Origin of the sequence: uncultured Ruminococcus sp., assembly GCF_947301925.1 — a bacterium.
GTDB lineage: Bacteria > Bacillota > Clostridia > Oscillospirales > Ruminococcaceae > Ruminococcus.
Genome location: NZ_CAMYUE010000001.1, coordinates 354867 through 381850, shown reverse-complemented (window position 1 = coordinate 381850; position 26984 = coordinate 354867). Strand labels below are relative to the sequence as shown.

At 47.2% G+C, this 26984-nt stretch carries 25 protein-coding genes; 17 read left to right on the top strand and 8 right to left on the bottom strand.

Annotated elements, in window-relative coordinates; translation table 11 throughout:
- Positions 1–76: 76 nt before the first annotated feature.
- Positions 77–760: an RNA polymerase sporulation sigma factor SigK gene (gene sigK, locus Q0Y65_RS01790; RefSeq protein ID WP_297956117.1), complete on the bottom strand. Its 684-nt coding sequence runs from the start codon at positions 758–760 to the stop codon at positions 77–79.
- Between the two features lie 229 nt (positions 761–989).
- Here sigK and rpe point away from each other — a divergent pair, with 229 nt between their 5' ends.
- The 11 genes from rpe (at position 990) to pfkA (ending at position 13327) form a co-directional block, all read left to right on the top strand.
- Positions 990–1649, top strand: a complete 660-nt coding sequence (rpe, locus tag Q0Y65_RS01785) for a ribulose-phosphate 3-epimerase (protein ID WP_297956114.1) — start codon at positions 990–992, stop codon at positions 1647–1649.
- Positions 1643–2638: an RnfABCDGE type electron transport complex subunit D gene (locus tag Q0Y65_RS01780; protein WP_297956112.1), complete on the top strand. Its 996-nt coding sequence runs from the start codon at positions 1643–1645 to the stop codon at positions 2636–2638. Before rpe ends, Q0Y65_RS01780 begins: the two co-directional genes overlap by 7 nt.
- Complete coding sequence (locus Q0Y65_RS01775) at positions 2631–3266, top strand: Rnf-Nqr domain containing protein (protein ID WP_297956109.1); 636 nt, start codon at positions 2631–2633, stop codon at positions 3264–3266. Before Q0Y65_RS01780 ends, Q0Y65_RS01775 begins: the two co-directional genes overlap by 8 nt.
- Positions 3250–3822, top strand: coding sequence for an Rnf-Nqr domain containing protein (locus Q0Y65_RS01770; protein ID WP_297956106.1), 573 nt, complete (start codon positions 3250–3252; stop codon positions 3820–3822). Before Q0Y65_RS01775 ends, Q0Y65_RS01770 begins: the two co-directional genes overlap by 17 nt.
- Positions 3823–3853: 31 nt before the next feature.
- On the top strand, positions 3854–5053 hold the full coding sequence (locus Q0Y65_RS01765; RefSeq protein WP_297956102.1) for a putative glycoside hydrolase: 1200 nt from the start codon (positions 3854–3856) through the stop codon (positions 5051–5053).
- 38 nt (positions 5054–5091) lie between these two features.
- Positions 5092–6051, top strand: coding sequence for an HPr(Ser) kinase/phosphatase (hprK, locus tag Q0Y65_RS01760; RefSeq protein WP_297956099.1), 960 nt, complete (start codon positions 5092–5094; stop codon positions 6049–6051).
- A gap of 33 nt (positions 6052–6084) precedes the next feature.
- On the top strand, positions 6085–6990 hold the full coding sequence (gene murB / locus Q0Y65_RS01755) for a UDP-N-acetylmuramate dehydrogenase (protein WP_297956097.1): 906 nt from the start codon (positions 6085–6087) through the stop codon (positions 6988–6990).
- Positions 6991–7012: 22 nt separating this feature from the next.
- On the top strand, positions 7013–7885 hold the full coding sequence (rapZ, locus tag Q0Y65_RS01750; protein ID WP_297956095.1) for an RNase adapter RapZ: 873 nt from the start codon (positions 7013–7015) through the stop codon (positions 7883–7885).
- A gap of 18 nt (positions 7886–7903) precedes the next feature.
- Positions 7904–8818: a DNA-binding protein WhiA gene (gene whiA / locus Q0Y65_RS01745; protein WP_297957048.1), complete on the top strand. Its 915-nt coding sequence runs from the start codon at positions 7904–7906 to the stop codon at positions 8816–8818.
- Positions 8808–12215, top strand: coding sequence for a DNA polymerase III subunit alpha (locus tag Q0Y65_RS01740; protein ID WP_297956091.1), 3408 nt, complete (start codon positions 8808–8810; stop codon positions 12213–12215). Before whiA ends, Q0Y65_RS01740 begins: the two co-directional genes overlap by 11 nt.
- A 149-nt stretch (positions 12216–12364) precedes the next feature.
- A complete protein-coding gene (gene pfkA, locus Q0Y65_RS01735) occupies positions 12365–13327 on the top strand; it encodes a 6-phosphofructokinase (RefSeq protein WP_297956087.1) in 963 nt (320 codons plus the stop codon).
- A 41-nt stretch (positions 13328–13368) separates the two neighbouring features.
- Here pfkA and Q0Y65_RS01730 read toward each other — a convergent pair whose 3' ends face one another.
- Both Q0Y65_RS01730 and Q0Y65_RS01725 read right to left on the bottom strand, forming a co-directional pair.
- Positions 13369–14289: a S1 RNA-binding domain-containing protein gene (locus tag Q0Y65_RS01730; RefSeq protein WP_297956084.1), complete on the bottom strand. Its 921-nt coding sequence runs from the start codon at positions 14287–14289 to the stop codon at positions 13369–13371.
- A 63-nt stretch (positions 14290–14352) separates the two neighbouring features.
- Complete coding sequence (locus tag Q0Y65_RS01725; protein ID WP_297956083.1) at positions 14353–14709, bottom strand: hypothetical protein; 357 nt, start codon at positions 14707–14709, stop codon at positions 14353–14355.
- A 170-nt stretch (positions 14710–14879) separates the two neighbouring features.
- Between Q0Y65_RS01725 and Q0Y65_RS01720 the strand changes: the two genes are divergently transcribed.
- The 6 genes from Q0Y65_RS01720 (at position 14880) to Q0Y65_RS01695 (ending at position 19898) form a co-directional block, all read left to right on the top strand.
- Positions 14880–15068 carry a DUF951 domain-containing protein gene (locus tag Q0Y65_RS01720; protein ID WP_297956080.1) on the top strand — a complete coding sequence of 63 codons (189 nt, stop codon included), beginning with the start codon at positions 14880–14882 and terminating at the stop codon, positions 15066–15068.
- Positions 15069–15117: 49 nt separating this feature from the next.
- Positions 15118–16191 carry a peptide chain release factor 1 gene (gene prfA, locus Q0Y65_RS01715; protein WP_297956077.1) on the top strand — a complete coding sequence of 358 codons (1074 nt, stop codon included), beginning with the start codon at positions 15118–15120 and terminating at the stop codon, positions 16189–16191.
- Positions 16192–16196: 5 nt separating this feature from the next.
- Positions 16197–17210, top strand: coding sequence for an L-threonylcarbamoyladenylate synthase (locus Q0Y65_RS01710; RefSeq protein ID WP_297956074.1), 1014 nt, complete (start codon positions 16197–16199; stop codon positions 17208–17210).
- Positions 17207–17854 (top strand): dephospho-CoA kinase, encoded by a 648-nt coding sequence (coaE, locus tag Q0Y65_RS01705; protein ID WP_297956071.1) that lies wholly within the window; start codon positions 17207–17209, stop codon positions 17852–17854. Before Q0Y65_RS01710 ends, coaE begins: the two co-directional genes overlap by 4 nt.
- A gap of 55 nt (positions 17855–17909) precedes the next feature.
- Positions 17910–19313, top strand: a complete 1404-nt coding sequence (locus Q0Y65_RS01700) for an aminopeptidase (protein ID WP_297956068.1) — start codon at positions 17910–17912, stop codon at positions 19311–19313.
- A gap of 141 nt (positions 19314–19454) precedes the next feature.
- A complete protein-coding gene (locus tag Q0Y65_RS01695) occupies positions 19455–19898 on the top strand; it encodes a GNAT family N-acetyltransferase (protein ID WP_297956064.1) in 444 nt (147 codons plus the stop codon).
- A gap of 273 nt (positions 19899–20171) precedes the next feature.
- Here Q0Y65_RS01695 and Q0Y65_RS01690 read toward each other — a convergent pair whose 3' ends face one another.
- The 5 genes from Q0Y65_RS01690 to Q0Y65_RS01670 form a co-directional block, all read right to left on the bottom strand.
- On the bottom strand, positions 20172–21110 hold the full coding sequence (locus Q0Y65_RS01690) for a LysR family transcriptional regulator (protein ID WP_297956061.1): 939 nt from the start codon (positions 21108–21110) through the stop codon (positions 20172–20174).
- 88 nt (positions 21111–21198) lie between these two features.
- Positions 21199–23433 carry a DEAD/DEAH box helicase gene (locus Q0Y65_RS01685; protein ID WP_297956058.1) on the bottom strand — a complete coding sequence of 745 codons (2235 nt, stop codon included), beginning with the start codon at positions 23431–23433 and terminating at the stop codon, positions 21199–21201.
- Positions 23434–23444: 11 nt separating this feature from the next.
- On the bottom strand, positions 23445–24764 hold the full coding sequence (locus tag Q0Y65_RS01680) for an ATP-binding protein (protein WP_297956056.1): 1320 nt from the start codon (positions 24762–24764) through the stop codon (positions 23445–23447).
- Between the two features lie 4 nt (positions 24765–24768).
- Complete coding sequence (locus Q0Y65_RS01675; protein ID WP_297956053.1) at positions 24769–26280, bottom strand: TerB N-terminal domain-containing protein; 1512 nt, start codon at positions 26278–26280, stop codon at positions 24769–24771.
- Positions 26281–26400: 120 nt separating this feature from the next.
- Positions 26401–26982, bottom strand: coding sequence for a DUF308 domain-containing protein (locus Q0Y65_RS01670; protein ID WP_297956050.1), 582 nt, complete (start codon positions 26980–26982; stop codon positions 26401–26403).
- Positions 26983–26984: the final 2 nt, after the last annotated feature.

Genomic DNA, 26984 nt, shown 5'->3' with positions numbered 1-26984 from the left:
TGAACCTCCTGATACTGATATATATAATTATATCATATCAGCAGAGTTATGACAAGTACCGCGATCCGCAGAGTGTTCAGATATCCGCAGCGTCAAAGCGTTTTTTCAGCTTGCCTATGGCCTTTTTTTCAAGCCGTGAAACGTAGGAACGTGATATCCCCAGCTTTTCAGCGGTCTCGTTCTGAGTGTGGGGAGAACTGCCGTACAGTCCGTATCGGTAAATGATTATTTCCAGCTCCCGCTTGTCGAGGCATGTGCTTATAAAGCTGTAAAGCTGCTTTGAACGTATCAGAACATCTACCTGCTCGTGTATATCTACTCCGTCGTCGATCAGATCTATAAGAGTGAGACTGTTGCCGTCCTTGTCGGTCTCAACGGGCTCGTTGATGTATATGTCTCCCGCTGATTTTTTTGCTGCCCTGAACTGCATCAGTATCTCATTTTCGATACATCTGCTGGCGTAGGTGGCGAATTTTGCGCCCTTTGTGTGATCGAATGTGGAAACCGCCTTTATGAGCCCCACGGTGCCCACGGATATGAGTTCGTCCTGCTCATCAACAGTTGAAGCGTATTTTTTTACAATATGGGCCACAAGCCGCAGATTGTGCTCTATCAGCCTGTTTCTTGCAGCGACGTCGCCCTGTGACATACGGACAAAGCATTCCTGCTCCTCTTTTTTGGGCAGCGGCTTGGGAAAGACCGAGGAGTTCTCGATATGAAGGGCGAAAAAGAACAGACTGCGCAGCAATTCAATAAACATAAGCAGATACCTCCGGAAGTTCATGGCATATCTTATGCTTAAAGGCCTGGCCTTTATATCAAATCAAAATATTAAACTATATTTTATTGTTACGAGGGATCAAAAAACACAGAAAAAGACAACTTGCTATTGACTGGAGGCGATAAATATTATATAATAATAGTGTATGATTTTTGAAAGGACATTTTTGACCGCCTCTAAGGCGAAAGAATTCGGAAGAAGTGATAAATTGAAAAATTACGTTTCAGCTTCCGTGCTCAGCGCGGATATGCTTGAGCTGAAAAATGAGATAAAAAGGCTTGAAACAAGCGGCATAGATATGCTTCATTTCGATGTTATGGACGGTATATTCGTCGATAATATCACCTTTGGCCTTCCTGTACTGAAGCAGGTAAGGGCTGCCACGGATATGACGCTTGACGTTCACCTGATGATAACCGATCCGCTAAGATACATTGACTGCTTTGCAGATTTCGGCGCGGATATCATATCTTTTCACATAGAAAGCGAAAGCGATACCCTTGCAGCCATCAAGGCTATAAAGGCAAAGGGTATAAAGGCAGCTGTTGCCATCAGGCCGGCAACTCCCATCGGTGCGGTCTATGAGTTCCTGCCATATGTGGATATGATACTTGTAATGACTGTTGAGCCCGGCTTTGGCGGACAGAGCTTTATACCTGAAACACTTGATAAGGTCAGAGCAGTAAGAGAAAAGATCACCCAGCTCGGACTTGATGTTGATGTGGAGGTTGACGGCGGCATAAATTCAGATACGGCAGGCGCGGTGAAAGCAGCGGGAGCCAATGTTCTTGTATCGGGAAGCTACCTTTTCGGTGCAGAGGATATGAAAGCGGCCGCAGATGCCATAAGGGAAGGCGAACCATGCTGAAAAAAGCAAGAAAAGAACGCCTTATCTGGCTCGATATAATGATAACTCTGCTCACTCTTGAGCTTATGTCATACTTCTATTACGGGATACGTTCGGTATTCCTTGCAGGAATATGCGTTGTCACGGGCTTTGCTGCCGAGCTTATATCCATAAGGCTTATGGGCAGGAAGTTCACGGCGGACGATCTTACCTGTACATCGGACGCGCTTATAATAGCGCTGATGTTTCCTGCGGTAATGGATTATCATGTATCCGTCCTTGCAGTGCTTTTTGCTGTGATAGTTGCCAAGAACCTGTTCGGCGGACGGCTGAATATGATCTTTTCCCCTGCGGCTGCTGCATATGTCTTTGTGCTCACCTCATGGGAGCGGCAGCTGCTGCAGTATACGGAGCCTCACATAAAGACAGGCCTTTTTGAGGAACCTGCGGCTCTTGTGAAGTCTGCTTCCTATGTGTTTGACCATACAGGCAGCTTCGGCCACACAGATTTCGAGATACTGCTGGGCAATTTCAGCGGTCCCTCGGGAGCGGTCAGCATACTGCTGCTTGCTGTTGCCGCAGTTGTGCTCATGATGCGCAGAAGCATTTCCGCAGGCGCATTTATCGGTACCATATTCGGTACGGGTCTTTTTGCAGTTGTGACCCCCATTGTTTCTTCCAGGGGCGATTCTCTGAAATACTCACTTGTGACCAACATGGTGCTTTTTGCGGCTATATACTTAGTTTCCGATGTGAGGATAGCTCCGAAACGCGATTATTATGCGTTTTTCTACGGACTTTTCATCGGCGTCATATCCTATGTGCTTGTACTTACAGGGGCAAAGGAAAATGCCATTGTTATTGTGTCTGTGCTGTTTACTCCCATTGCACTCGGATTCAAGCATCTGGAAAAGCATATAGAAAAAGCTGCTGTTGAGGCCTCTGCGGAGGCAAACGCGGAGGTCGTTACAGAAACGGCAGCAGGAGAGGGGGCACCTGCTGATGAATGATCGCAAAAAGCGCCTTTTCGGCGGAGTCCTCGGCGATAATATCGTACTTTCGGGACTTATGGTCATCTCTCCCGTAATAATTTGCGGTGACACTCTGAAAAACGCAGAGGCGCTTATATATGCCTTTTCTGCCATAACCTTCCTGTCGGTGCTTATATCATCATTCGTTCCGAGGAAGCTGCCTTATGCGGCGAAAGTCATAGTATACGCGCTTATATCCGCGCTTGTATATATCCCCGTAAAGCTTGCGGCTCGGGAATTCTATCCGGAGTCAATAGAGCGTATAGGTATATATTATCCGCTTCTTGCGGTGAATTCTCTTATCGTTTTCCAGACAGAGGCGAAATTCTTCCGTATGAAGAAGGGAGAAATGATAATATCCCTGCTGTCGTGCATAGTCGGATTCGATATCGTCATGCTTCTGACGGGATTCCTGCGTGAGCTCTGGGCTTACGGTACCATAAACAGCAGGATAGTTGATATGAATACTCTTATCGGCGGTCTGTCCCAGCCCTTCGGAGGATTTATCTTCCTGGGACTGATGTGCGGCGCATACCGCTTCATAAGAAGTCTTATATCAAAGGATGACAAAAATGTAAGGAGTGACGTGAATGTTTCTGATAAATGATCTTATAACGCTCCTTGCAGCTAATCTTATACTTTCACAGGCTCTCGGAACCAGTACGATCTTCATAGCCGCAGGCAGCAGGAAAAACCTTGTTGCCACAGCAGGCGTGATAACTGTGTTCACTACCATCGGCGCGGCGGCGGCCTATCTGATAGACCTTTTACTTCAGCCCTCCGCGGCGGATCTCAGACTGTTATTCTATGTCATTGTCGTAGCCGTGCTCTATGTGACGCTTCTGGCAGCAGTCTATAAGTTCCGTGACAGATGGTTTGAGGAGCTCCGCAGATACATCCATGTATCCGCCTTCAACTGTGCTGTTATGGGTACGCTGTTCACCATAAACAGCAGAGCAGCCATGGACGGCACTATGTTCAATTTATGGGGATATGTTTCGGCAGGACTTGAAGCAGGCGCGGGCTTCGTAATTGCGGCTCTCATGCTTACGGCCGCATACAGGAAGCTCAATTCGTCAAAGGTTCCCGCTTCATTCAGGGGATTTCCTGCTATGCTTGTATATCTTGGAATTATTTCAATGGCAGTATATTCGCTGAAATAACTGCAATATACTGATATAGGAGAGTTAATTAATGAAGTTCAAGAACAAAGGAAGGAAGATCTATAAGACCAAGGAGAAGAATTATTACGGAAAAAGCCCTGTAGGAAAGGCATTTTCCGTTGGTCTTACCGTTCTTCTTATCGGCGGAATAGTATTCATAGGATACAGCGTTGCCGAGCCGCTTATAAACTATACCAAGAAAAAAGGCGACGGCGCTGCGTCATCATCGCTGATAGCTTCCGATACAGTCCCTACTGATGAGAACGGCGAGCCTGTTACAGAGGGAGCCGCAAATTCTCAGACCCCCGTCAGCGTTGAGAGCTACAGGGCGTTCGCTCTCGATCCGCTTGATATCGCTGATTCACAGTCCATAAAGACAGCCCTGAAGCGTGTGCCTGCAGGGGAGCAGATCGAGTATATCGAGGTGCCTCTGAAGGTCAGCGGCGGAAACATCTACTATGCGTCGAATAATTACTATGCAACATCATCGGGACTTATTAAGTCCTATACCAAGCTCAGTGACATCGTGTCTGCCATATCGGCGGAGGGCTATAAGCCTGTGGCGCTTGTCAGCACCTTTGACGACAATGTACTGCCCAATTATTTCCGCGATATGAGCTATCTCACCGTTGACGACGGCTCGCAGTGGATAGACAACGATATAAACGCAGGCGGAAAGCCCTGGATGAGCCCCTTCTCCGAGACGGCTGTGGAGTACAACACGGATATCGTGGAGGAGGTATCGCAGGCGGGATTCGACAGAGTAGTCTGCTCGGATTTCATCTTCCCCGACTTCCGTCCCAGCGATGTTGAGTATCTCGGCGAGAAGGTAGTCAGCAATGACAGGTATATGGCGCTGACATCTGCTGCCAATATGATGTACGATAAGATAATGAACAACGGCTCAAAGATGATGCTGGAGGTCAATGCCTCCGATCTTCTCAAGGGCAAGAACGACGTTCTTCAGCCCATGCTGCTGAAGGTCAATACAGTTATACTGAACATAGACCTGGATGTTATCAGCTATGGTGTGTATACGGGAGAAACTGTGTATGAGTTCACGGGTACTCCTGCCGAAAATGTCAGAAAGATGCTTGAACTTGTAAGCGATGACGTTTCGGATTTCAATGTTGCGGTAAGAGTTTCGGGTGCTACTGTAAGCACTCAGGATATGCTTGATGTAAAGGAAGAGATTGTCGGGTACGGTTTCGATTCCTATGTGCTCGGCTAAAATAATTCCCGGTCTCTGACCGGAGAACGGAGCTTATTATGGCAGAAAATTTCAAAGTGTCGCTGCAGCGTTTAATTGATGAATTCAAGCTTGAAGCGATATACGTTCACAAGGATCCCAATGAGCTTATGATCGATGAGAACGACGTAAACCGTCCCGGACTCCAGCTCATGGGCTTTTACGAGTATTTCAATCCCGAGCGGATCCAGATCATCGGAAAAATGGAGTTCGCCTATCTGTCAACTATCGACGAGAAGACGAGGAGGGAGAGACTTCAGCTTCTCTTTGCACAGAGGATACCTGCTCTCATAATCACAAGAGAGCTGCCCTATTTCGCGGAGATGCTTGAGCTTGCCAAGGAGTATGAGGTGCCCCTGCTGAGAAGCAAGGAGAGCACATCAAACTTCATTGCGGGCCTTATCGCTTTCCTGAATCTTACTCTTGCACCGAGAATAACCCGTCACGGCGTTCTCATCGAGATATACGGCGAAGGTGTGTTCATTACGGGCGAGAGCGGCGTCGGAAAGAGCGAGACCGCTATCGAGCTCGTAAAGCGCGGACACAGACTTGTTGCCGATGACGCTGTTGAGATAAGAAAGGTATCGAATATAAGCCTTGTGGGAAGCTCTCCCGACAATATCCGTCACTTCCTTGAACTGCGCGGTATCGGCATCATAAATGCAAGACGGCTGTTCGGTATCGGTGCTGTAAAGATGACGGAGAAGATCGACCTTGTGGTCGAGCTTGAACAGTGGAATTCCGAGAAGATATACGACCGAATGGGCGTGGACACCGAATTTGTCAGCCTTCTCGGCGTAAAGATACCTTCACTGACGATACCTGTAAAGCCGGGACGTAACCTGGCTGTTATCCTTGAGGTTGCCGCCATGAACAACAGACAGAAGAAGATGGGCTATAATGCTGCCCGCGAGCTTCTCAACCGTCTGGGCATGGAGTCGGACCCCAAGGAGGTAGTCCGCGACTATGAGGCGTTCTGATCGCCTGAAAAACAAAATGATCAGGGGGAAAATATGATAGACATAAGTGAATTATCACAGCTCTGCGAACAGCTCGGATGCAGGATAACTCCCGAGTGTTCGCTGAGAGAATATATAACATTCCGATTCGGAGGAGCCTGCCGCGCGCTTATAAGCGTCAATTCGCCGGCTTCTGTCTGTCGGTTGATAAGTTACATGAAGGAGAATGACGTGAAGTACGGCATTCTCGGACGCGGCAGCAACGTGATCGTATCCGACGAGGGCTTTGACGGCGTTATCCTCCATTTCGGAGCAGATTTCGCAGGTATAGAGGTCAGCGGCAATACCATACGCTGCGACGCGGGCGCTCTTCTTGCCTCGGCCTGTGTAAAGGCACAGCAGGCAGGCCTTACAGGCATGGAGAATCTTTTCGGTATCCCGGGCACAGTCGGCGGAGCTCTTTATATGAACGCAGGCGCCTACGGAAGCGAGATGAAGGACGTAGTTGTATCGGCTGAGTATATAGACGAAAACTGCGAGCTGAAAACAATAAAGGCGGAGGATATGGAGCTGGCATACCGAAGAAGCTTCTTCTCCGGCACGGACAGAGTTATTACTTCAGTGACAATGGAACTGCAAAGCGGCGATCCCGAAAGCATTAAAGCCGCCATGTCGGAATGCATGGCCAGGAGAAGTTCCAAGCAGCCGCTTGAATACCCAAGTGCGGGAAGCACCTTCAAGCGTCCCGAGGGAAGTTATGCTTCGCTTCTTATTGAACAGTGCGGTCTGAAGGGCCTTACCTGCGGAGGCGCAATGGTCAGCGAGAAGCACAGCGGATTTGTTATAAATAAGGGTTATGCCACCTGCGCAGATGTGCTTGAGCTCTGCGAGAAGGTCAGCTCCATAGTCAAGGAGAAAACGGGATATCAGCTTGAACTGGAACCCGTTATCCTCAGATAAACACCGTTTTAAGGAGATATTTATGCAGCTTTTGATAGTTACGGGTATGTCGGGATCCGGTAAATCCAGCGTCATGGAAGTAATGGAGGATATCGGATTCTATTGTATCGACAATATCCCACCCAAGCTGATAACCCAGTTCGTCGACCTGTGCAGACAGTCCGAATCTGAGATAAATAAGATCGCGGTAGCTGTTGATATACGCTCCGGAGATATGTTTGCCGAGATATTCCGCTCCTGGCAGGAGCTGAAGCAGAGCAGCGACGTTGATGTCAAGGTGCTTTTCATCGAGGCTAATCATGACGTTCTCCTGAAAAGATACAAGGAGACCCGCCGCAAGCATCCCCTTTCGGAGAAATTCAACGGCAATATCCATGAGGCTATAAACTATGAATGGGTACAGCTCTCACAGCTGCGCGAGATAGCCGACTACTACATAGAGACCTCCAACTTTACCGCCTCCCAGCTGAAGGAGCAGGTCAAGGAGCTTTTCCTTGAAAAGAGTTCGGATTCTCTTATTATAAAGGTAATGTCCTTCGGCTTCAAGTACGGAGTATCAACGGAGGCCGATCTTGTGTTCGATGTAAGATGTCTGCCTAATCCTCACTATATTGAGGAGCTGCGCAATCATACGGGCTGCGACAGCTGCGTAAGGGACTATGTTATGAGCTTTGAGCAGTCCAGGGTCCTTTTTGAGAAGATGAGGGATCTGATAGATTATCTTATACCGCTGTATGTCCACGAAGGAAAGAGCCAGCTGGTCATCTCCTTCGGCTGTACAGGCGGAAAGCACCGTTCCATCACCTTTGCCGAGCTTATGGCAGATCATCTCATAAGCAAGGAGTACAAGGTCCAGAAGTATCATCGTGATATAACCAAGGACAAAAAATTCTGAGTATTGGAGTGAGTTGAAATTTCATTCTCAAATGATGTCAGAAGAGAGATATGTTCCTCGGTCAACGATAAAGAAAAACGATTTGCCTGCCTGTATGGTATGCTGCTTTTTTGCAGGACTCTCACGGAACACAGTATATGCTTCCAGAGCGAGAGCAGGACATCAGCAGAGCTGTTCCGAAGTCTCTTTGGTGCGGTTTTCGGCTCCGAACCTGCGATGGAAGAGCACACAAGGAAAAACGGCACCGTCCTTCACTGCTGTGATATAAGGGACGATGCAGCTGCGGAAGTATTCAGGAAATACAGGCTATCCGAAAATATTAGAGCCATAGATTCCGAGATTATTGCCACCAATAGTCTCGGAGTTTTTACAGCAGGAGTTTTTCTGGCCTGCGGAAGTGTAAACGATCCCGCAAAGGAATATCATCTTGAATTTGCCTGTCCCGAGGAGCAGCTTGCGGAGCAGCTTGCGACTCTGCTTCGTGATATAGGAGTAACCGCAAAGACCATGCTTCGCCGCGGACAGCATATAGTTTACATCAAGGGCAGTGAATCCATAGAGGATACGCTGACCTTTATCGGTGCGCCCCAGTGTACCCTTGAACTCATGAATATGAAGATATACAAGGATATCAGGAATAAAGCCAACAGGCTCGCCAACTGTGACGCTGCCAATATAGACAAGGTCGTAAAGGCTGCTATGAAGCAGATCGAGGATATAAAGCTTATAGACAAGGCTGTGGGACTTGATAATCTGTCCGACGAGCTCCGCGAGGTAGCCCAGCTGCGTCTTGACAATATTGATATGAGCCTTCAGGAGATAGGTGAGACTCTCAGCGAGCCCATAAGCCGTTCGGGAGTTAATCACCGTTTCAAGAAGCTGGCAAAAATGGCGGACGAGATCAGGGGCGGAGGTGCAGGACGTGAAAAGTGACGCTTTCGTTAATCTCCATGTCCATACCGAGTACAGTCTTCTGGACGGCGCCTGTCGTATAAAGAAGCTTATCGCAAGAGTAAAGGAGCTGGGACAGACTGCTGTTGCCATAACCGACCACGGTAATATGTACGGTGCGGTGGAGTTCTGGAACGCAGCAAGAGCCGAAGGCATAAAGCCCATAATCGGCTGTGAGGTCTACGTTGCAAGAAGGACACGCCACGACAGGGAACCCAGGCTGGATTCGTCTCCCTATCATCTTATCCTCCTCTGCGAGAATAACGAGGGCTACAGGAATCTTGTAAAGCTTGTCTCTGCGGCAAGCATAGAGGGCTTTTATAACAGGCCGAGAGTTGATGTTGAGCTCCTGAAAAAGTATAACAAGGGACTTATCTGTATGTCTGCCTGTCTTGCCGGAGAGATCGACCGACTGCTTGTTGACGGAAGCTATGACGAGGCAAAGTCAGTTGCGCTGAAGTATCAGGAGATATTCGGAAAGGGCAACTATTTTATCGAGATACAGAATCACGGTATAAAGGACGAGCTCAGGATACTTCCGCTTCTGTACAGGCTTTCAGCCGAGACAGGGATCCCCCTTGCGGCAACTAATGACTGCCATTACATAAATAAGAGCGACGCTGAGATGCAGAGCGTTCTTATGTGCATACAGACGGGAAAAACTCTTGACGATCCCAATGCGCTTCGCTTTGAAACGGACGAGTTCTATGTGAAGTCAGCCGATGAGATGGCGGAGCTTTTCAAGGGCCATGAGGAGGCTGTCAGCAATACTGCTGAAATAGCAGATCGCTGCAATGTTGAATTTGAATTCGGCAATATAAAGCTTCCAAAATTCACAGTTGAGGGCGTAAGCGATAATAAAGCGTACTTCCGCGAGCTGTGCCGTAAGGGAATGTATGAGAAATACGGCTCTGAGCCGCCGCAGAATGTGGTCGAGCGCATGGATTATGAGCTTGATGTTATCACAAAAATGGGATATACTGACTACTACCTCATTGTATGGGATTTTATACGCTATGCCCGTGAACACAATGTTCCCGTCGGTCCTGGACGAGGCTCCGGAGCAGGAAGTCTCTGTGCATATTGTATAGGTATCACAGGTATCGATCCCATAAAGTTCAATCTGCTCTTTGAGCGTTTTCTCAACCCTGAAAGAGTAAGTATGCCTGATTTCGATATTGATTTCTGTATCGAAGGCCGTCAGAGCGTTAAGGACTATGTTGTGCGCAGATACGGAGCTGACAGAGTTTCCGAGATAATCGCCTTCGATACTCTTAAAGCAAGGGCGGCAGTCCGCGATGTGGGCAGAGTTCTCGGACTGTCATACCAGCTCTGCGATAAGGCAGCCAAGGAAATAGATCCTCGCGCCACTCTTGACGAAGCGTTGAAGGCCTCTGAAGAGCTGGATTCACTGTATCATACCGACAGGGATATGCGCAGGCTCATTGACATGGCAAGGCAGCTTGAAGGGATGCCGCGCCATGCATCTACTCATGCGGCAGGAGTTGTTATATCGGCGGTTCCGCTAAGTGACCTTGTGCCATTGCAGAAAAACGATGATACTATCGTGACGCAGTACACTATGGGAGTTCTTGAATCACTGGGACTTCTGAAAATGGACTTCCTCGGACTGCGCAATCTTACAATTATAAGAGATACGGTCAAAGAGATACACAGGACAGAGCCGGATTTCGACATCAGCAATATCCCCGCCGATGATGCGGAGGTTTACCGTATGATGTCAGAGGGCGATACAGAGGGCGTGTTCCAGTTTGAAAGCGAGGGCATGACTGCCCGTGTTATGGAGCTTTGTCCCGAAAGGCTTGAAGATCTTATAGTTATAATATCACTTTACCGTCCGGGACCGATGAAGTCCATACCGCTGTATATCGAGAACAAGAAGCACCCCGAAAGAGTTACCTACAAGCACCCGCTGCTGAAGGATATACTTGAGGATACCTACGGCTGTATGGTCTATCAGGAGCAGGTAATGGAGATATGCCGCAAGCTTGCAGGCTATTCCTACGGTCACGCAGATATAGTCCGCAGGGCTATGGCTAAGAAAAAGCATGATGTTATGCTGAAAGAGCGCGAGAGCTTTGTAAAGGGCGCCTCCGAAAACGGAGTCTCAGAGGAGATCGCCAACTCTGTTTTTGACGAAATGGTAAGCTTTGCCTCCTACGCCTTCAACAAGTCCCACGCGGCAGCTTATGCTTACCTTGCTTATCAGACCGCATATCTCAAATGTCACTACCGTGGCATATACATGGCAGCTCTTATGTCCAGCGTCATGGGTACCAGCGGAAAACTGGCGGAATATATCAATTCCTGCCGTGATTACGGTATCGGGATACTTCGTCCTGACGTAAACAAGAGCGGCAGAGGCTTTGCTTTTGTGGACGGAAGTATGTATTTCGGCCTGCTGGCAATAAAGAACATAGGCAGCGGGCTTGCTGACAGGATAATCGCCGAAAGAGAAGAAAACGGCAGTTTCAGAAGTATTCAGGACTTCTGCGAGAGAGTTGAGGGCAGAGAGCTTAATAAAAAGGCTCTTGAAAACCTCATAAAGGCAGGGGCCTTTGACGGTCTCGGCTATAACCGCAGACAGATGCTGGAGAGCTATGAGTCTATACTGGACATGGTGGGAGCAGGCAGCAGAGGCGTTATCGAGGGGCAGCTCAATTTCCTTGACGGAGCCGATACTACAGATATGGAGATAAGGATCCCCTACAAGCAGGAGTATGACCACAAGACGCTGCTGACTCTTGAAAAGGACGCCACAGGTATGTATCTCAGCGGACATCCTCTTTCGCCGCACAGCTGGCTGATGGAGCTTATGCACGCAAGGAAGATAGGGGATATACTGTCTGATACGTCACTTGGAGACGGCGCCGCCGTAAAGCTTATCTGCTCCGTTGAAAGTTCCAAACTGCATATGACCAAAAACGGCGACAAGATGAGCTTTGTTACGTTTTCGGATGATACAGGAGAGCTGGAGGGCGTGGTTTTTCCCGACCTGTTCATGGTAAGCGGCTCCAAGCTGATACCAGAGGCGGTAGTTCTCGTAAAGGGGAAGATATCCGTAAAAGACGACAGAAAAACGGTCATCTGCGGTGTTATCAGTGCAGAGACGGAGTTTTCGAGGCTCGTCTCGAACATGAAGCTTTGCATAAAGACCACATCTTCCGAAGCGTCCGTAAGTCCGCAACTTATAGAGCTTTGCGGCAGACACAGGGGAGATACATCGGTTTGTTTTTATCTTACCGACCTGAAAAAGACAGTTTCCCCGCGTCAGCGGCTCACTCTGGAGGTAAATGAATCCTCTTTTGCAGAGCTCAGGGAGCTTCTGGGCAGCGATAATATCGGGCTTATAAACTGAAAAAGCTTGTTTTACAGCTTTAAAATGAAAAAATACGGAATATACTTGACTTTTTTTCCGCAAAGTAGTAAAATATAATAGTATGGAATTATGCCGCAGTTTTTCTGTGGGTTAAACAATATATGCTTAGTGCAGAATGGAGAATATGTATGATCAAGAAAATCGGTGTTTTAACAAGCGGCGGAGACGCTCCGGGTATGAATGCCGCAGTAAGAGCAGTTGTAAGAACTGCTCTCAGCAAGGGCATGGAGGTCTATGGTATACGCAGAGGATATGTTGGCCTTTTGAACGGTGACATTTTCAAGATGGACGAAAGAAGCGTTTCTGATATTATACACACAGGCGGTACAGTTCTTTATACTGCAAGATGTCCCGAGTTCAGAACAGCTGAGGGCGTTGCCAAGGGCAAGGCTAAGTGTGACGAGCTCGGTATCGAGGGCCTTGTAGTTATCGGCGGTGACGGTTCCTTCAGAGGAGCTGCCGATCTTTCGGCAATGGGCGTTCTTTGTATCGGTCTTCCCGGTACTATCGACAACGATATTGCCTGCACAGATTATACCATCGGTTTTGATACAGCTATGAATACAGCTATGGAGCTTGTTGACAAGCTTCGTGATACATCTCAGTCCCATGACAGAATCTCTGTTGTTGAAGTAATGGGCAGAGGCGCAGGTCATATCGCAGTAAATACAGGTATTGCCTGCGGTGCTACTGATATCATCACAAAGGAAGTTCCTTATGATATCAACGCTATTGCTAACACAATGCTGGCTAAGAAGGCAAAGGGTAAGCAGAACTTCGTTGTTATCGTAGCCGAGAGCGTCGGCCACTCACAGGAGATCGCCAATATGCTTCAGGAAAAGACAGGCATCGACGCAAGAGCTACTATCCTCGGTCATGTACAGAGAGGCGGTTCGCCTACAGTAAGAGACAGAGTTGAAGCTACAAGAATGGGCTATTACGCTGTTGAGCTTCTTGAGCAGGGCATCGGAAACCGTGTTGTTGGTATCAAGGACAGCAAGATCGTTGATTACGATATCCAGGAGGCACTTTCCATGCACAAGGAATATGATGAAAAGCTTCATCATATTGCTGAAGAGATCGCTTTCTAAGAGAATATTACAAGAATGCACCTGTATTACAGGTGCATTTTTTATGTAAAGACGGTCTTTATATCCTTGCCCGATGATTCAGTGGAATATCTCCAGACGTCAAGTTTTCCGCTGTCCTTGAAGTACCTGAATGGCATAGGCTCGGAGTGCTGGCAGCAGACATCGACGATTATCAGCTTTATTTTCATTTTATCAGGCAGTATAGCCTTTATATATACACTTACGCTCTGACCGGCTTTTATACCCTCGCGGGGCTCGGCGAGACCTGCAAGATTCGGCGTCAGCTCGACGAATATGCCGTAATCCTCTGTGGAGCGTACTATTCCCGGAACTGTCTCTCCTGTACCGAAGCAGGCTGCATTTTCCTCCCATGTGCCAAGAAGCTCCTTATGTGAGAGTAAAATACGTCCGTCTTCTCTGCCTGTGACCACAGCCTTTATCAGCTGACCGGTAGTGAAGCGATCCGAAGGGTGGGATATACGCGATACTGACAGCGCGTCTATAGGTATGAGCGACGGAATACCGCAGCCTATATCCACAAAACTGCCGAATTTCTCAAGATGAGTAACTCTTGCCTCTATTATTTCTCCTGCTGACAGAGTTGATATGTAATTGCGGGTACATTCAAGCTGAGCCTCTCTGCGGGAGAGTATTGCTGTCAGTTCATCGTTGTCGCCGAGTACAAGCTCTGTGACCTTGAAGCAGACTATCCTGTTTACCCGTGATATCAGGGCGATATCACGGGTATTTCCTTCCTTTACGCCTATTGCTCCTTCCTCCCGCGGAATGATCCCCCTTGCGCAGGGGAGATCAACGATCAGATCATGGGAACTGGTGCAGAGTTTCACTCTTGCTTCAAGTATGATACCGCTGTTCATTGCTTCCGAAAGGCCCTCCTGCGATGAGATATACCTTTGATTTTTCGGTGAATCGTAAATGCAGCCTTCAGGTCTGTAGTTCATGTTTGTACCTCCGTTATCATAAAAACTTTGTAGTTGATTATATGCGGAGGCGTTACGGAATATTCACTGAGCGAACCTGATATTCAGTCCGCCCATAGCATTAAGAACAGCTATAACATTATCCACAGCGGCGCTTCCGCAGATTATGCAGGCAGTTGTTTTTCTGTTCCGTCTTGGCTCGGGGATTATATCTTTTGAGGCAGGGGACTCCATTACCGCAGTTAGAAAATTAGTATGCGTATTATAATAGGTAGGGATAACGGTGAAAGTGGTTCTTCTTCCAAGACGGGCAGTATGTTCTGCATAATGATCGTGGATCATTTTAGCGGAATATACATATTCAACGCTTTCCCTTATACGTTTCATTGCGTATTCCGCAAGCTCAGGTGTTTCAAATTCAGCAGTTACTCTTGATATCATATAAATATCCTTTCTGTTTTTTTGTACGGGTTCAATATGTTTGTGTGGGGGTTTTTATTATTTTTCACCAAAATGAAAAAAATATACTTCTAAAATATTGATTTGAGAGCTTATTTAGGGTATAATGAAAAATGTACGATTTTTGGTTTTTGCGGAAGGAGGATACTACTTTGGATATCAGACCGGGAGATGTTTTGACTATGAAAAAGAAACACCCCTGCGGCGGAAACGAGATGTATGTAATACGCTCGGGAATGGACTTCCGACTCAGATGTACCACCTGTGACAGGGAGTTTATGGTAGCACGCAATAAGATAGAAAAGAGTATCCGCAACGTAAAACACGCTGACGAGGGTTAGCCTGCTGCAACAATATCTGTAATATTTTTAGCATTAAGGAGAGTACCCGATGTTTGAAAAGCTTGCACTGATGGAGCAGAGATATGAGGAGATCAGCGAAAAACTTGCCAATCCCCAGGTAGTCAGCGACAATAAGCTGTATGCGCAGCTTATGAAGGAGTTCAAGAACCTTACTCCTATTATTGAAAAGTACAGGGAATACAAGAAGGCAGAGGCTTCCTTCAACGAGGCAAAAGAGCTTCTTGACGGAGGCGGTCTGGATAAGGACTTCAAGGAAATGGCTCAGATGGAATATGATGAGTCCAGGGAATCTATGGAGACTGTAACTCAGGAGCTTAAAGTCCTTCTTCTGCCAAAGGATCCCAACGACGACAAAAACGTTATTATTGAGATACGAGGCGGCGCAGGCGGCGAGGAGGCTTCACTCTTTGCCAATTCACTGTACCGTATGTATACAATGTACGCGGAAGCCAACGGCTGGAAGCAGGAGGTGCTCAGCGCCAATCCTACCGAACTGGGCGGCTTCAAGGAGATAAGTTTCTCTATCGAGGGCGAGGGTGCATATTCACGCCTGAAGTATGAGAGCGGTGTACACCGCGTACAGCGCGTTCCCGAGACTGAGTCCCAGGGACGCATCCACACATCAACAGTTACCGTGGCCGTCCTTGTCGAGGCAGACGAGGTCGAGCTGGAAATAAATCCCACGGATCTGAAAATAGACTATTTCCGCGCAAGCGGTGCAGGCGGACAGCATATAAATAAAACGGAGTCCGCTGTAAGAATAACATATCTGCCCACAAATGTTGTGGTAGAGTGTCAGGACGAAAGAAGCCAGCATAAGAACAAAGATAAAGCAATGAAAATTCTGCGCTCAAGGATCTACGAAGCTATGCAGGAGGAGCACGACGCAAAGATCGCATCGGAGAGAAAAATGCAGGTCGGTACAGGCGACCGCTCCGAGCGGATCAGAACTTACAACTATCCGCAGGGACGTCTTACGGATCATCGTATAGGTCTGACCATATACAGACTCGAGGATATCCTTAACGGAAATCTTGATGAAGTATTTGATGCGCTTGCCACTGCCGATCAGGCTGCCAAGCTCGCAAATCAGGAAGCGTAGTTTTTATGGATACAGTTTTACTCAGCGACAGTGAGACCGACCTTCTGAAGGCGGCTGAACTTATAAAAAGCGGCGAAATTGTCGGCATACCTACCGAGACGGTATACGGTCTCGGAGCAGACGCTTCCAATGAGGAGGCGGTCCGCAAAGTCTTTGAGGCTAAAGGCAGACCTGCCGATAATCCGCTGATAGTTCATCTGGCTGATTTTTCACAGGCAGAGGAGTTCACGGCAGCTATCCCCGCGCTTGCTTACAGGCTTGCGGAGAGATTCTGTCCCGGACCTCTTACTATGGTCCTGCCTAAAAATGATAAAATACCAATGATTACTTCAGGAGGGCTTGATACGGTAGGTATCAGAGTGCCTTCACACCCCGTAATGCACAGGATAATACAGCTTTCGGGCAGACCTATAGCTGCTCCGTCTGCTAATACCTCGGGCTATCCCAGTCCTACATCGGCAGACCATGTCATGCGTGATATGGACGGAAAGATCGCGGCTGTAGTTGACGGCGGAAGCTCAGAATTCGGCGTTGAATCCACGGTTATCTCAATTGAAGGTGATAACAGCGTAAGGATACTTCGCCCCGGCTGTGTTACAAGGGAGATGCTTGCGGAGATATGCAGCGAGGTCGTTATCGACCATGCTATCCTTCATGAGCTTGAAGCAGGCCAGAAGGCAGCTTCACCGGGTATGAAGTACAAGCACTATTCACCGAGAGCGGATATCGTTATGGTGGAGGGGAAGCTTGAGGATTTTATCGGCTTTGTCGGCAGCCATAATGGCGATGGCGTATATTCGCTCATTTTTGACACTGACAGGGAGAATTATCCCTACAGATATATGACCTACGGCAAGGATAGTTCCCAGCAGGCGCATCAGCTTTTCCAGCGCCTCCGCGAGCTTGACGACGCAGGCGCTAAAAAAGTCTATGTACGCGCTCCCAGTCCCGAAGGAGTGGGACTTGCAGTATATAACCGCCTTATCAGGGCGGCAGGATTCGAGGTGATAAGGATATGAACAGTCTCAACGGAGTCATGGTAGTGGGTCTCACAGGCCAGACAGGGGCAGGCAAGAGCACAGTCTCAAAGATATTTGCTTCCAACGGCTTTGCTGTAATCGACGCTGACCAGGTAGCCAGAAAGATAGTTGAAAAAGGCACGAAATGCCTTGACGAGATAGCTGATTTCTTCGGTAAGGGCGTTATCAATGAGGACGGCACACTTAACCGCAAGGCTCTTGCAGCTATAGTTTTCTCGGACAGATCAAAGCTTGAGATGTTGAATACTATCTCATATCCTTATATCACAGGAGAGATACTCAGACAGATCAGAGTTCACTCAATGAAAGGGGAGAAGCTCATTCTTCTTGACGCTCCCACACTTTTTGAGAGCAGGGCTGATGATTTCTGTGAGATAATCATATCCGTACTTGCTGACGCTGATATACGGGAAAAGCGTATAATCGCAAGAGACGGCCTTACCTCCGAGCAGGCGAGAAAGAGAATGAATTCACAGTTCAATGAGGAATTCTTCCGCAGCCATTCGGACTATATTATCCATAATAACGGCAGTATCGACACCGTTAACGGTATCTCGTGGGAGGTATCAGGAAAGATCAGGGAGCTTTTCAGAAGAAAGCAGGCTCCCGTAGCAGTGCAGTAACTCAGCCGTAAATGGCTGTGCTATATATATTTTCTGCGAAAGGAGAATACATTTAATGGCAGAAAAAAAAGACTCAGCAAAGAAGCTCAAAGAAAAGCTCCTTATGCAGCGCAAAAACGCTTATCATCTTATCTCTGACAAGGAACTGAAGGCCTGCGACAAGTTCTGCGAGGGCTATAAGGATTTCATGAACAAGGCTAAGATAGAGCGTGAAGCAGTAATTTATTCCATAGAGCTCCTGAAAAAGAAGGGCTTTGTTGAATACAAGGCAGGCATGAAGCTCAGAGCAGGGGACAGGATATATCGCAACAACCGCGGAAAAGCCGTTCTTGCAGCTGTTATCGGTACAGCCCCCATCGAAGAGGGAGTAAGGCTCTGTGCAGCTCATATCGATTCTCCCAGACTTGATCTGAAGCAGAATCCTCTTTATGAGGATACGGAGATGGCTCTGTTCAAGACTCATTACTACGGCGGCATCAAGAAGTATCAGTGGACTACTATTCCTCTTGCACTTCACGGTGTTATAATAAAGTCCGACGGAACAAGCATTCCGGTAAATATCGGCGAGGATGAAAACGATCCCGTTTTTGTAGTGACCGATCTTCTGCCTCATCTTGCAGCAGCTCAGATGCAGAAGCCTATGGGCAAGGGAATAACAGGCGAGCAGCTCAATATCGTTATCGGTTCACGTCCTTTCAAGGACGATGAGGAAAGTGGCTCTGTAAAGCTTGCAATAATGAATATTCTCTTTGAAAAGTACGGTATTACCGAGGCTGATTTCATTTCCTCAGAGCTTGAGGCAGTTCCTGCATTCAAGGCAAAGGATATCGGTTTTGACAGAAGCTTGATAGGCGCCTATGGCCACGATGACAAGGTATGTGCATATCCTGCTCTTATGGCTACAGCGGAGTGCAAAAAGCCTAAGCATACAGTAGTTACTGTACTTACCGACAAGGAGGAGACAGGCAGTGACGGAAACACAGGACTCAGCTCATCATATCTTGAGTATTTTGTAGCAGATATCGCTGAGGCTCTTGGCTCGGACGGCAGAACTGTGCTTTCAGCTTCAGAGTGCCTTTCAGCAGATGTAAATGCTGCATATGATCCCACATTCCCCGAGGTCAATGAGCGCAATAATGCTGCATACATCAATCACGGTGTTGTTGTTACCAAGTATACGGGTGCAAGAGGCAAGGCAGGCACTTCCGATGCATCCGCTGAGTTTACAGGAAGAATCAGACGTCTTATGGACGCAAAGGGCGTTATCTGGCAGACAGGCGAGCTTGGCAAGGTTGACGAAGGCGGCGGCGGAACCGTTGCAGCTTATATTGCCAATCTCAACGTTGATACCATTGATCTGGGAGTTCCCGTGCTTTCAATGCACGCTCCATATGAGATAGTATCTAAGGTGGATACCTATATGGCCTATAAGGCATTTGAGGTTTTCATGGCTGACTAAGCTGTATTTTTAATGATAAAAGCCATAGTTTTCCCGTTCGGGAGTACTATGGCTTTTTTGTTGACCTGATATGATTTATAATATATAATTGATACAATAATTTTTACGTAGAGAATGATGAACAGCTTTAAGATATATGAAATGGAATACAGGGGAGAGATAACAGCTGCTCCTGAGATTAGAATGATACCTTTCAGTAAGGAGTATTATCCTCAGTATGAGCGGATATATAACGATTGTTTCTATGATATGAGGAAGGCACTTGATGTTAAGCCCTTTGATTATTATAATGATATAAATCAGCTGGTAGAAAAAGCCGATAACATATACCTGCTTACCGATGGTGATATTATCATTGGCAGCGTTGGTTGCTTCGGTACAGAGATCGACGACCTTATAGTCAACAGTTCCTATCAGGGCAGGGGATACGGCAGAAAACTGCTTCTATGGGCTATAAACTATATACGAAGTTATACGGATAAGCCTATAACTCTGAGCACTGCACAATGGAATTACAAGGCAGTAAAGCTGTATGAAAGCGCAGGATTTGTGATAACAAGAACTGAAATAATCAGCCGCGACTGATATTATGAAGAAAAATCAGTGCAAATATTAATGAAATGTAAATTGCTTACTTAAATAATCTATGATAAAGAATACATATAAAGGGATTAATTTTTTATATTTGCATTAAAGGTTGCATTATGCTATAATAATTTATGGAAAGTCATTCTTTCATAAATGACAATCTCATATCCCCTTATTAAGAATGAGAACCTCCCCCCTAATGGCTCTCATTCTTTTTTTCGCCAAAAAAAGCCCCGATCAAAGACGGAAAGCCGTCTGATCGGGGTATTATTATATTTCAAGGCCTTCGACCTTATCAGCGTATTCGTAAACCGCTCTTATACAGTCCGCAATGAGTGAGCTGTTTTCGCTTGCTCTGCGGTAGATTATCATATCCCTGTTAAGATTGTTTGCATATGAGCATTTTCTTGTAACGAGATCATTGTACTTCAGAAGCTTCTGTGACATGGGAGGAACCCACATATATGCGTTCTTAACCGTTTTGAGCATACTGATCTGTGTGCCGCGGTCATAGATGAATATGCGCTTGGTTGAACGTTTGTCATCGTAGTCCTGGTTGATCGACGCACGCCTGATCATTTCGGGTTCGTCGTCGCCGTGTATGATCTCGGGATATTCAAACAGGAGCTCATAGGGGATATCCTCATACTTTGCGAGAGGATGATCCATAGCCATGACGATCTGCAGCGGGAATTCCATAACGGTCTTTCCCACAAGATTACGGGTCTTGAGTCTGCTCTCGATCATTTCGGAGTATGTACTGGGGACCCTTATGAAGCCTATATCGTATTTGCCGGCACAGATATCCTCCATGACCTTTGCAGTGCTGGTCTCCATAACGTGTACTTCGATCTTGTCGGTTCTTTCTGAGTAGTCGCTTATGAGCTTGCCCATAGCAGATGTAGCATATGTTGAACGGGCGGCTGCGACCTTCAGCTTCAGTTCGTTTTCGGGAGTCTGGGCATAATCTCTTTCGAGACTCTGCATTTCGTCCACAATGGTCTGAGCTCTTGCAAGGAACTCCTCACCCTCAGGCGTGAGGATCATTCCGTTGGGAGAGCGGTTAAAGATCTGTATGCCAAGAGACGCTTCAAGCTCTTTAAGGGCAATACTTATATTAGGCTGAGCCTGATATAACTTCTTTGCCGCTTTGGTAATACTACCTTCTCTTGCCACAGCGATCACATATTCAAGCTGTTGTATTTTCATAAAACATCCTACCTTTGTCCTTATGTCATTTTTGTGCTTAATATTATATCACTTTTAAGAGAAAAAATCAAGATAAAAATTGCGATTATTAAATTAATTCTTTCCATTCTCTGATCCTCGACCTCATTTCGTCGATATTCAGTATACCGTAAGCGAAGCCTTTTCTTACCAGCTCAGGAGGTACGAATTCGTCGTATTTCTCAAAAACAGGCACTTCTCCCTGATAAACCAGCTCCAGAGGATCGAAGTTCTTTTCAGCTTCTTCGGAAACTATGGCGAAAAACTCCTCTGGTGTGACCTTCATGGTGAACTGCATATAATACGGTCTGCATGAATCCAGACCGCGAAGTCCCAGTCGTTCACCGCATTTCAGCTTCAGGAAGCGTTCCAGAGCAAGAAAAGCGTATGAGCCCAGCCACGGAAAGAGACACCACATACTGCCGCCGAGACATATGAGGGGAGTTTCAGTGACGCCGGAGTTCTGTGCGGTGTTCCTTGCCTGCAAAAGTCTTGCAGCAGCGTTTTTCATGAGATAGGGATAGCTTTTATCCTCCGCAAGTACCTGACGCATACGGAGAAGTATCTTTGTGTTTATATCTCCGGGACAGTCTCCGAAGTATGCGGGGACTTTGCCCTTTATCTGCTCACAGTAAACAAGTCTCCGCTTGTGGTCTACCTCTTCCACCACCCATACATGACCGGCAATTGCTATCTTTTCACCTGCCGGCGGCGGTTTGACAAGAGTACCAAGCTCCTGAGAGCCCCAGCGGACGGTATATTCTTCATTTTCCTGGAAAACCGCATAGAACTTGAAGCTGTTGACTATCCGTTCGCCTGCAAGACCGATTATAAGGCCGCCCTCGTCGGTGCGCTGAATATGATCTGTTTCAAGCAGATGTCTGAGAAGGCACCTGTAATCATCCTGTGATATGCGATGGAAGTATTTCAGCGATAATACCCTTGACGCAAGAGCAGCGGGACTCAGCTCACCGCAGGAGGCAAGGGTGCTCATGGTCTGATGATACAGCAGACTGAACGGAAGTCTGTCAAGCATAGGCGGCTCTACCCATTTTTCTTCAGCATATACCTGTATGAGCGCTATACCCTGTATCAGCGACCATGGTATGGTCTCGGGTAGCATGGAGCGCGGTTCGGGAAGCTCCTCGCGGATAACGAACCACATTTCAGGCGGAAGATCGCGTCTTCCTGTTCTGCCCATTCTCTGAAGGAAGGAGGAGACCGTAAACGGAGCTTCGATCTGGAACGCACGTTCAAGCCTGCCTATATCTATGCCAAGCTCAAGCGTCGCAGTAGTACAGGTAGTCATATAAACGTCCTCGTCCTTCATGGCTTCCTCGGCAGTCTCGCGGTATGCCGCCGACAGATTGCCATGGTGTATGAGAAAACGGTCGGGCTCGTGATTAGCCTCACAGTAGGAGCGGAGCGTTGTGGTGACAGCCTCGCATTCCTCCCGTGAGTTTACAAAAACGAGACACTTTTTGCCTCTTGTATGTTCAAAGATATAACCCATGCCTGCGTCTGCGTGCTCCGGAGCCGTATCTGTTTTTATATCGAGGGCAGGAAGTGCGTCGTCGGCTTTGATTTCATCTGTCTGTTCCTGCTGGCTTATATAGAAATGCTCCATTGACAGGCGCCATTTTACGCCCTTGCTTTCTATACGTGGGATTATGGTGCCCCTGCCGGTACCATAGGCAAGAAATTCGCCTGCGGCAGCAGGATCGCCGATGGTTGCGGACAGACCTATCCTTCTGGGGTTGACGCCTGCCATTCTGCATAGCCGCTCTATCAGGCATATGGTCTGACCGCCGCGGTCTCCGCGCATGAGCGAGTGTATCTCATCTATCACGATGAATCTGAGATCGCCGAAAAGCTTAGGGATAAGCGCGTGTTTGCGTATCATCATGGCCTCAAGGGATTCTGGCGTTATCTGAAGTATACCGGAGGGAGATTTCAACATACGACTCTTGTGGGACTGTGCAACATCACCGTGCCAGTGCCACACAGGTATATCCGCTTCCTCGCATAGATCGTTCAGTCTTGTGAACTGATCGTTTATGAGGGCCTTCAGCGGACCGATGTAAATTGCTCCCACTGTTTTCGGCATATCCTCGCTGAAAAAGGTAAGAATAGGGAAGAAAGCAGCTTCAGTCTTTCCGGAGGCCGTCGAAGCCGTCAGCAGCACGTTTTCATCTGTGTTGAAAATAGCGTCCCCTGCGGCAGCCTGTATAGCGCGCAGGGATTCCCAGTTGTTTCGGTATATAAAGTCCTGTATAAAGGGAGCATACCTTTCAAAAATACTCATAGAAAAAGTCCTTATATCTCAAATTCTGCGTATTCCTCGTTATCTGATGGTTCCTGTCCCATATCGGGCTTTGAGAAGCTCATGGCCTCTGAGCCGATGAATTCACTTACATTTATCTGTGGATTCTGGTATATTATATCAAGCAGCTCAATAAAGTCCCTTATGACCTCACGGGGAGTTATATGGCTGTCCGAGCCTATACGTCCGAATTCAAGCTGTATGAAGTGTATCATATCCTCCTGGGATATCTTCTGTGTGTAATCAAAGAGCTGTGCGTGGATATCGGCCAGTTTTTCGGTAAGTACAAGCATTTCCTCGTATGTGAGAGGGGTGAGATGTATGACGGGAGCCAGCATATCCCTTATGCCCTCACGGCCGAATCTGCCTTCCGAGAGACGCGAGCGCAGTGCCTCATAGCTGTACACTCCGCGGCGCGTATCCTCGATACACTGAGGAGTTCCGCCCATGATGATACCCATATACTTTGCTTTGCCCTGAAGTGTATCATTATACATAGTCAGTATTTTCTCGTAGTTATACTGCCTTGTAATGCTGTTTGGTATCTTATATATATTGACGAGCTCATCAACGAGCACGAGCAGACCGCTGTAGCCTGCCATTTTCAGGAACATTGCGAAAAGCTTGATATATTCGTACCAGTCATCATCGCTGATAACAATATTGACGCCAAGCTCAGATCTTGCCTCGGTCTTGTTGATATACTCGCCCCTGAACCACTTGACCACCTTGGCTTTTTCCTCGTCATTGCCGTCCACGGAGGCATGATAATATATTGTAAGCAGCTTTGCGAAATCAAAGCCGTGTACCATTTCGTTCAGCGTGTTTATGACCTCGTATATCTTCTTTTCAACAGCTTTGCCGAATTCGGGCTGATCGGGGGGAAGTCCGCTTTCTGCGGCTGTTTCTGTCCGGATACCGCTTATCCACCTGTCAAGTATAAGGGTAAGAGCGCCGCCGTCGGGACGGGTCTTTGTTGACATATTGCGTATAAGCTCCTTATATGTTGCAAGTCCCTGACCTTTTGTGCCCTGGAGCCTTCTCTCGGGAGAAAGGTCGGCGTCGACCACAACGAAATTCCTGTCCATAACGTGGCTGCGTATAGTCTGGAGCAGAAAGCTTTTTCCGCTTCCGTATTTTCCTGAGATGAAGCGGAATGCAGCGCCTCCGTCAGCGATAATATCCACATCGTGCAGCAGGGCATTGATCTCTGTCTCTCGTCCCACTGTGATGTAGGGCAGTCCCGTGCGGGGAACAACGCCGCCTTTAAGGGAATTTATAACGGACGAAGCTATCCTTTTAGGTATTTTCATAGGTTTACTCCTTGTTATCAGGTATCATTTCCATTAATTCTTCGGTATAATCTTCAATAAGTGCGGGAAGGTCGCCTGTAAATTCTATAACGGTATCTCCGAAGCGGTCAAAGAGCTTCTCGTTTACCGAATCGGCAAGAATAGATACCATTTTTCCGCAGCTTTTTGCAATATCTGCAATATTTCCGTTATACAGCAGAGCCTTCATGAAGCATATCTCGTCATTATCGAGTGGAAGCTCACAGCAGCTTTCACAGCTTTTTTCATCTTCGCATACGTTTTCTTCGGACTGTCTGAGTTCAGAGATCTCCTCCTCATCAACTATAAGCTTTTCTCTGATGATATCGGCAGATCTTCTTATACCGGCCAGTTTAGAAAGATCAATTTCAATTTTTGCGGCTTCCTTTCGGCGTTTTTCCTCGTAAAAACTGTCTATCTCAGATTGTATGAGCTTTACCGCGGATTTTGATACGCCTGTGAAGCTTATTTTGTGTTTGAAATCAGCCTTATCACGCATAAGACTGTCCACAGCCCTGACAAGGTCGCCAAGCCGGCCGTTGCGGCCTCTGTTTCCGAAATACTTCCTGCATTTCCATTTGCCGTTTGTACAGGTAAATGAATGGATATCATTGAGGGAGTATTCACAGCTTCGCATAGGCTGTCTGTCGTAAAAAACAGCCGAGGCGAACATATTGCAGGAGCACTCCACCATATTGCCGAAAAGCTTGTCGATCAGTGAGTTCTTGCGCTTATCGCGGAAGAAACGTGAAAGGCTGACAAAGCTTCTGACGAGAACGGTCTTCAGCTCCTCAGGGGCTGCGCTGTAGTAGAGAGATTTTTTCAGCTGATATGCTGAAAGGAAATCTATGGCCTCGAACAGTTCGTCGTTGCTGTAGCTTTCCCAGTTGATAAGTGTGAGAAGCATTTTGTCGTATTTTATATCATTCAGCTCATCGGCAAGGGCGGCATCAAGTCCGTAGTAAACGATCATATCAGCAAGCCATACGTCCGTGTATTTTACAATGGAGTCGTCAATAGCGCGATAGCTGTCGCAGAAGCTTTTCATTCGTGAAAAGCATTCATTCGGATCATCAGAGCCGATGCAGTTCACCAGCTCATACAGATAAATAAAAACAAAGGGGGAGGGAGCTTTTTTTATATTGCCTCTGCGCACATCGGTGCGCCACGAAAAATAACCTCTGAGCTGCTCTGTGCTGAGCTCTCTGTATGAGGGATAGTATTTAACGAAGTCCGTGTCATAGGAAAAGCTGTCCTCATAGTCCTCCATGAACTTCCCCTGCGTATAAAACAGCCAGGCCGAGGTTTTCCAGTAGGCCTCCGGAGTGAATGCGAGCCCCTTCATCTCCTTTATTCTCTCGGGAGCAGCAGGACGCCGAAGCTGGGAAGCAGGCCTTAATATGGGCTCATCGGTATATATCCTGTCACGGAGAGCGCGGCTGTTCAGAAGCTTCTCATCATGCAGTATCATGTTCAATATCTCTTTGGTATCCGACACAGTTCACGCCTCCTTTTTCCGGTGTTCAACCTTTATTATAGCATACAAAAAGAACAATGTCAAACACTTGTTCTTTTTGTTGAAGAAAAAAATACTGCCGATCACTCGGCAGTATTTTCGTTATTCTAATCGTTTTGTATCGTTTTCGTTCTTTTCGACTCCCGATGTGTCGATCACGTCAGGGGAGCCGCTTCCTGAATGGCCTTCGTTTCTCTGTCCGATAACATAGACCACATAGTAATTGAAAGCAGCGTACAGAAGCATGATAACACCTGTGAGTATTCGTACAAGCTTGCCAGTATCAAATGGATTGAACATGAAGAACAGTCCTGCAACAAGGAGAAGTATACCGAATACCAGCTGTACGTTTTTCATACCGTTGGTGAAATCCTTTTTTCTTGACTTTACGATCTGGATTATGGCGAATATTACCAGCACAAGACCTGCAATCAGCGAAATGTGTGAGCTTATAAGCTTCGGCAGATACATAATGAAAAGACCTATGCCTGCGCCCACCAGTCCTATGGAAAAGAGAGATGAGCCTTCGCCTCCGCCAAGACCGGTCAGAAGACTTCCGATAATTATGATACCGCCTACGATGTAGAAGGCCCATGCAAGGACTCCGGGAAAGAATGCGAGGAGTATACCGCAGACTGTAAACAGTATTGCTTTGAACAGATAACCTGAATTATCGATTTTCATTG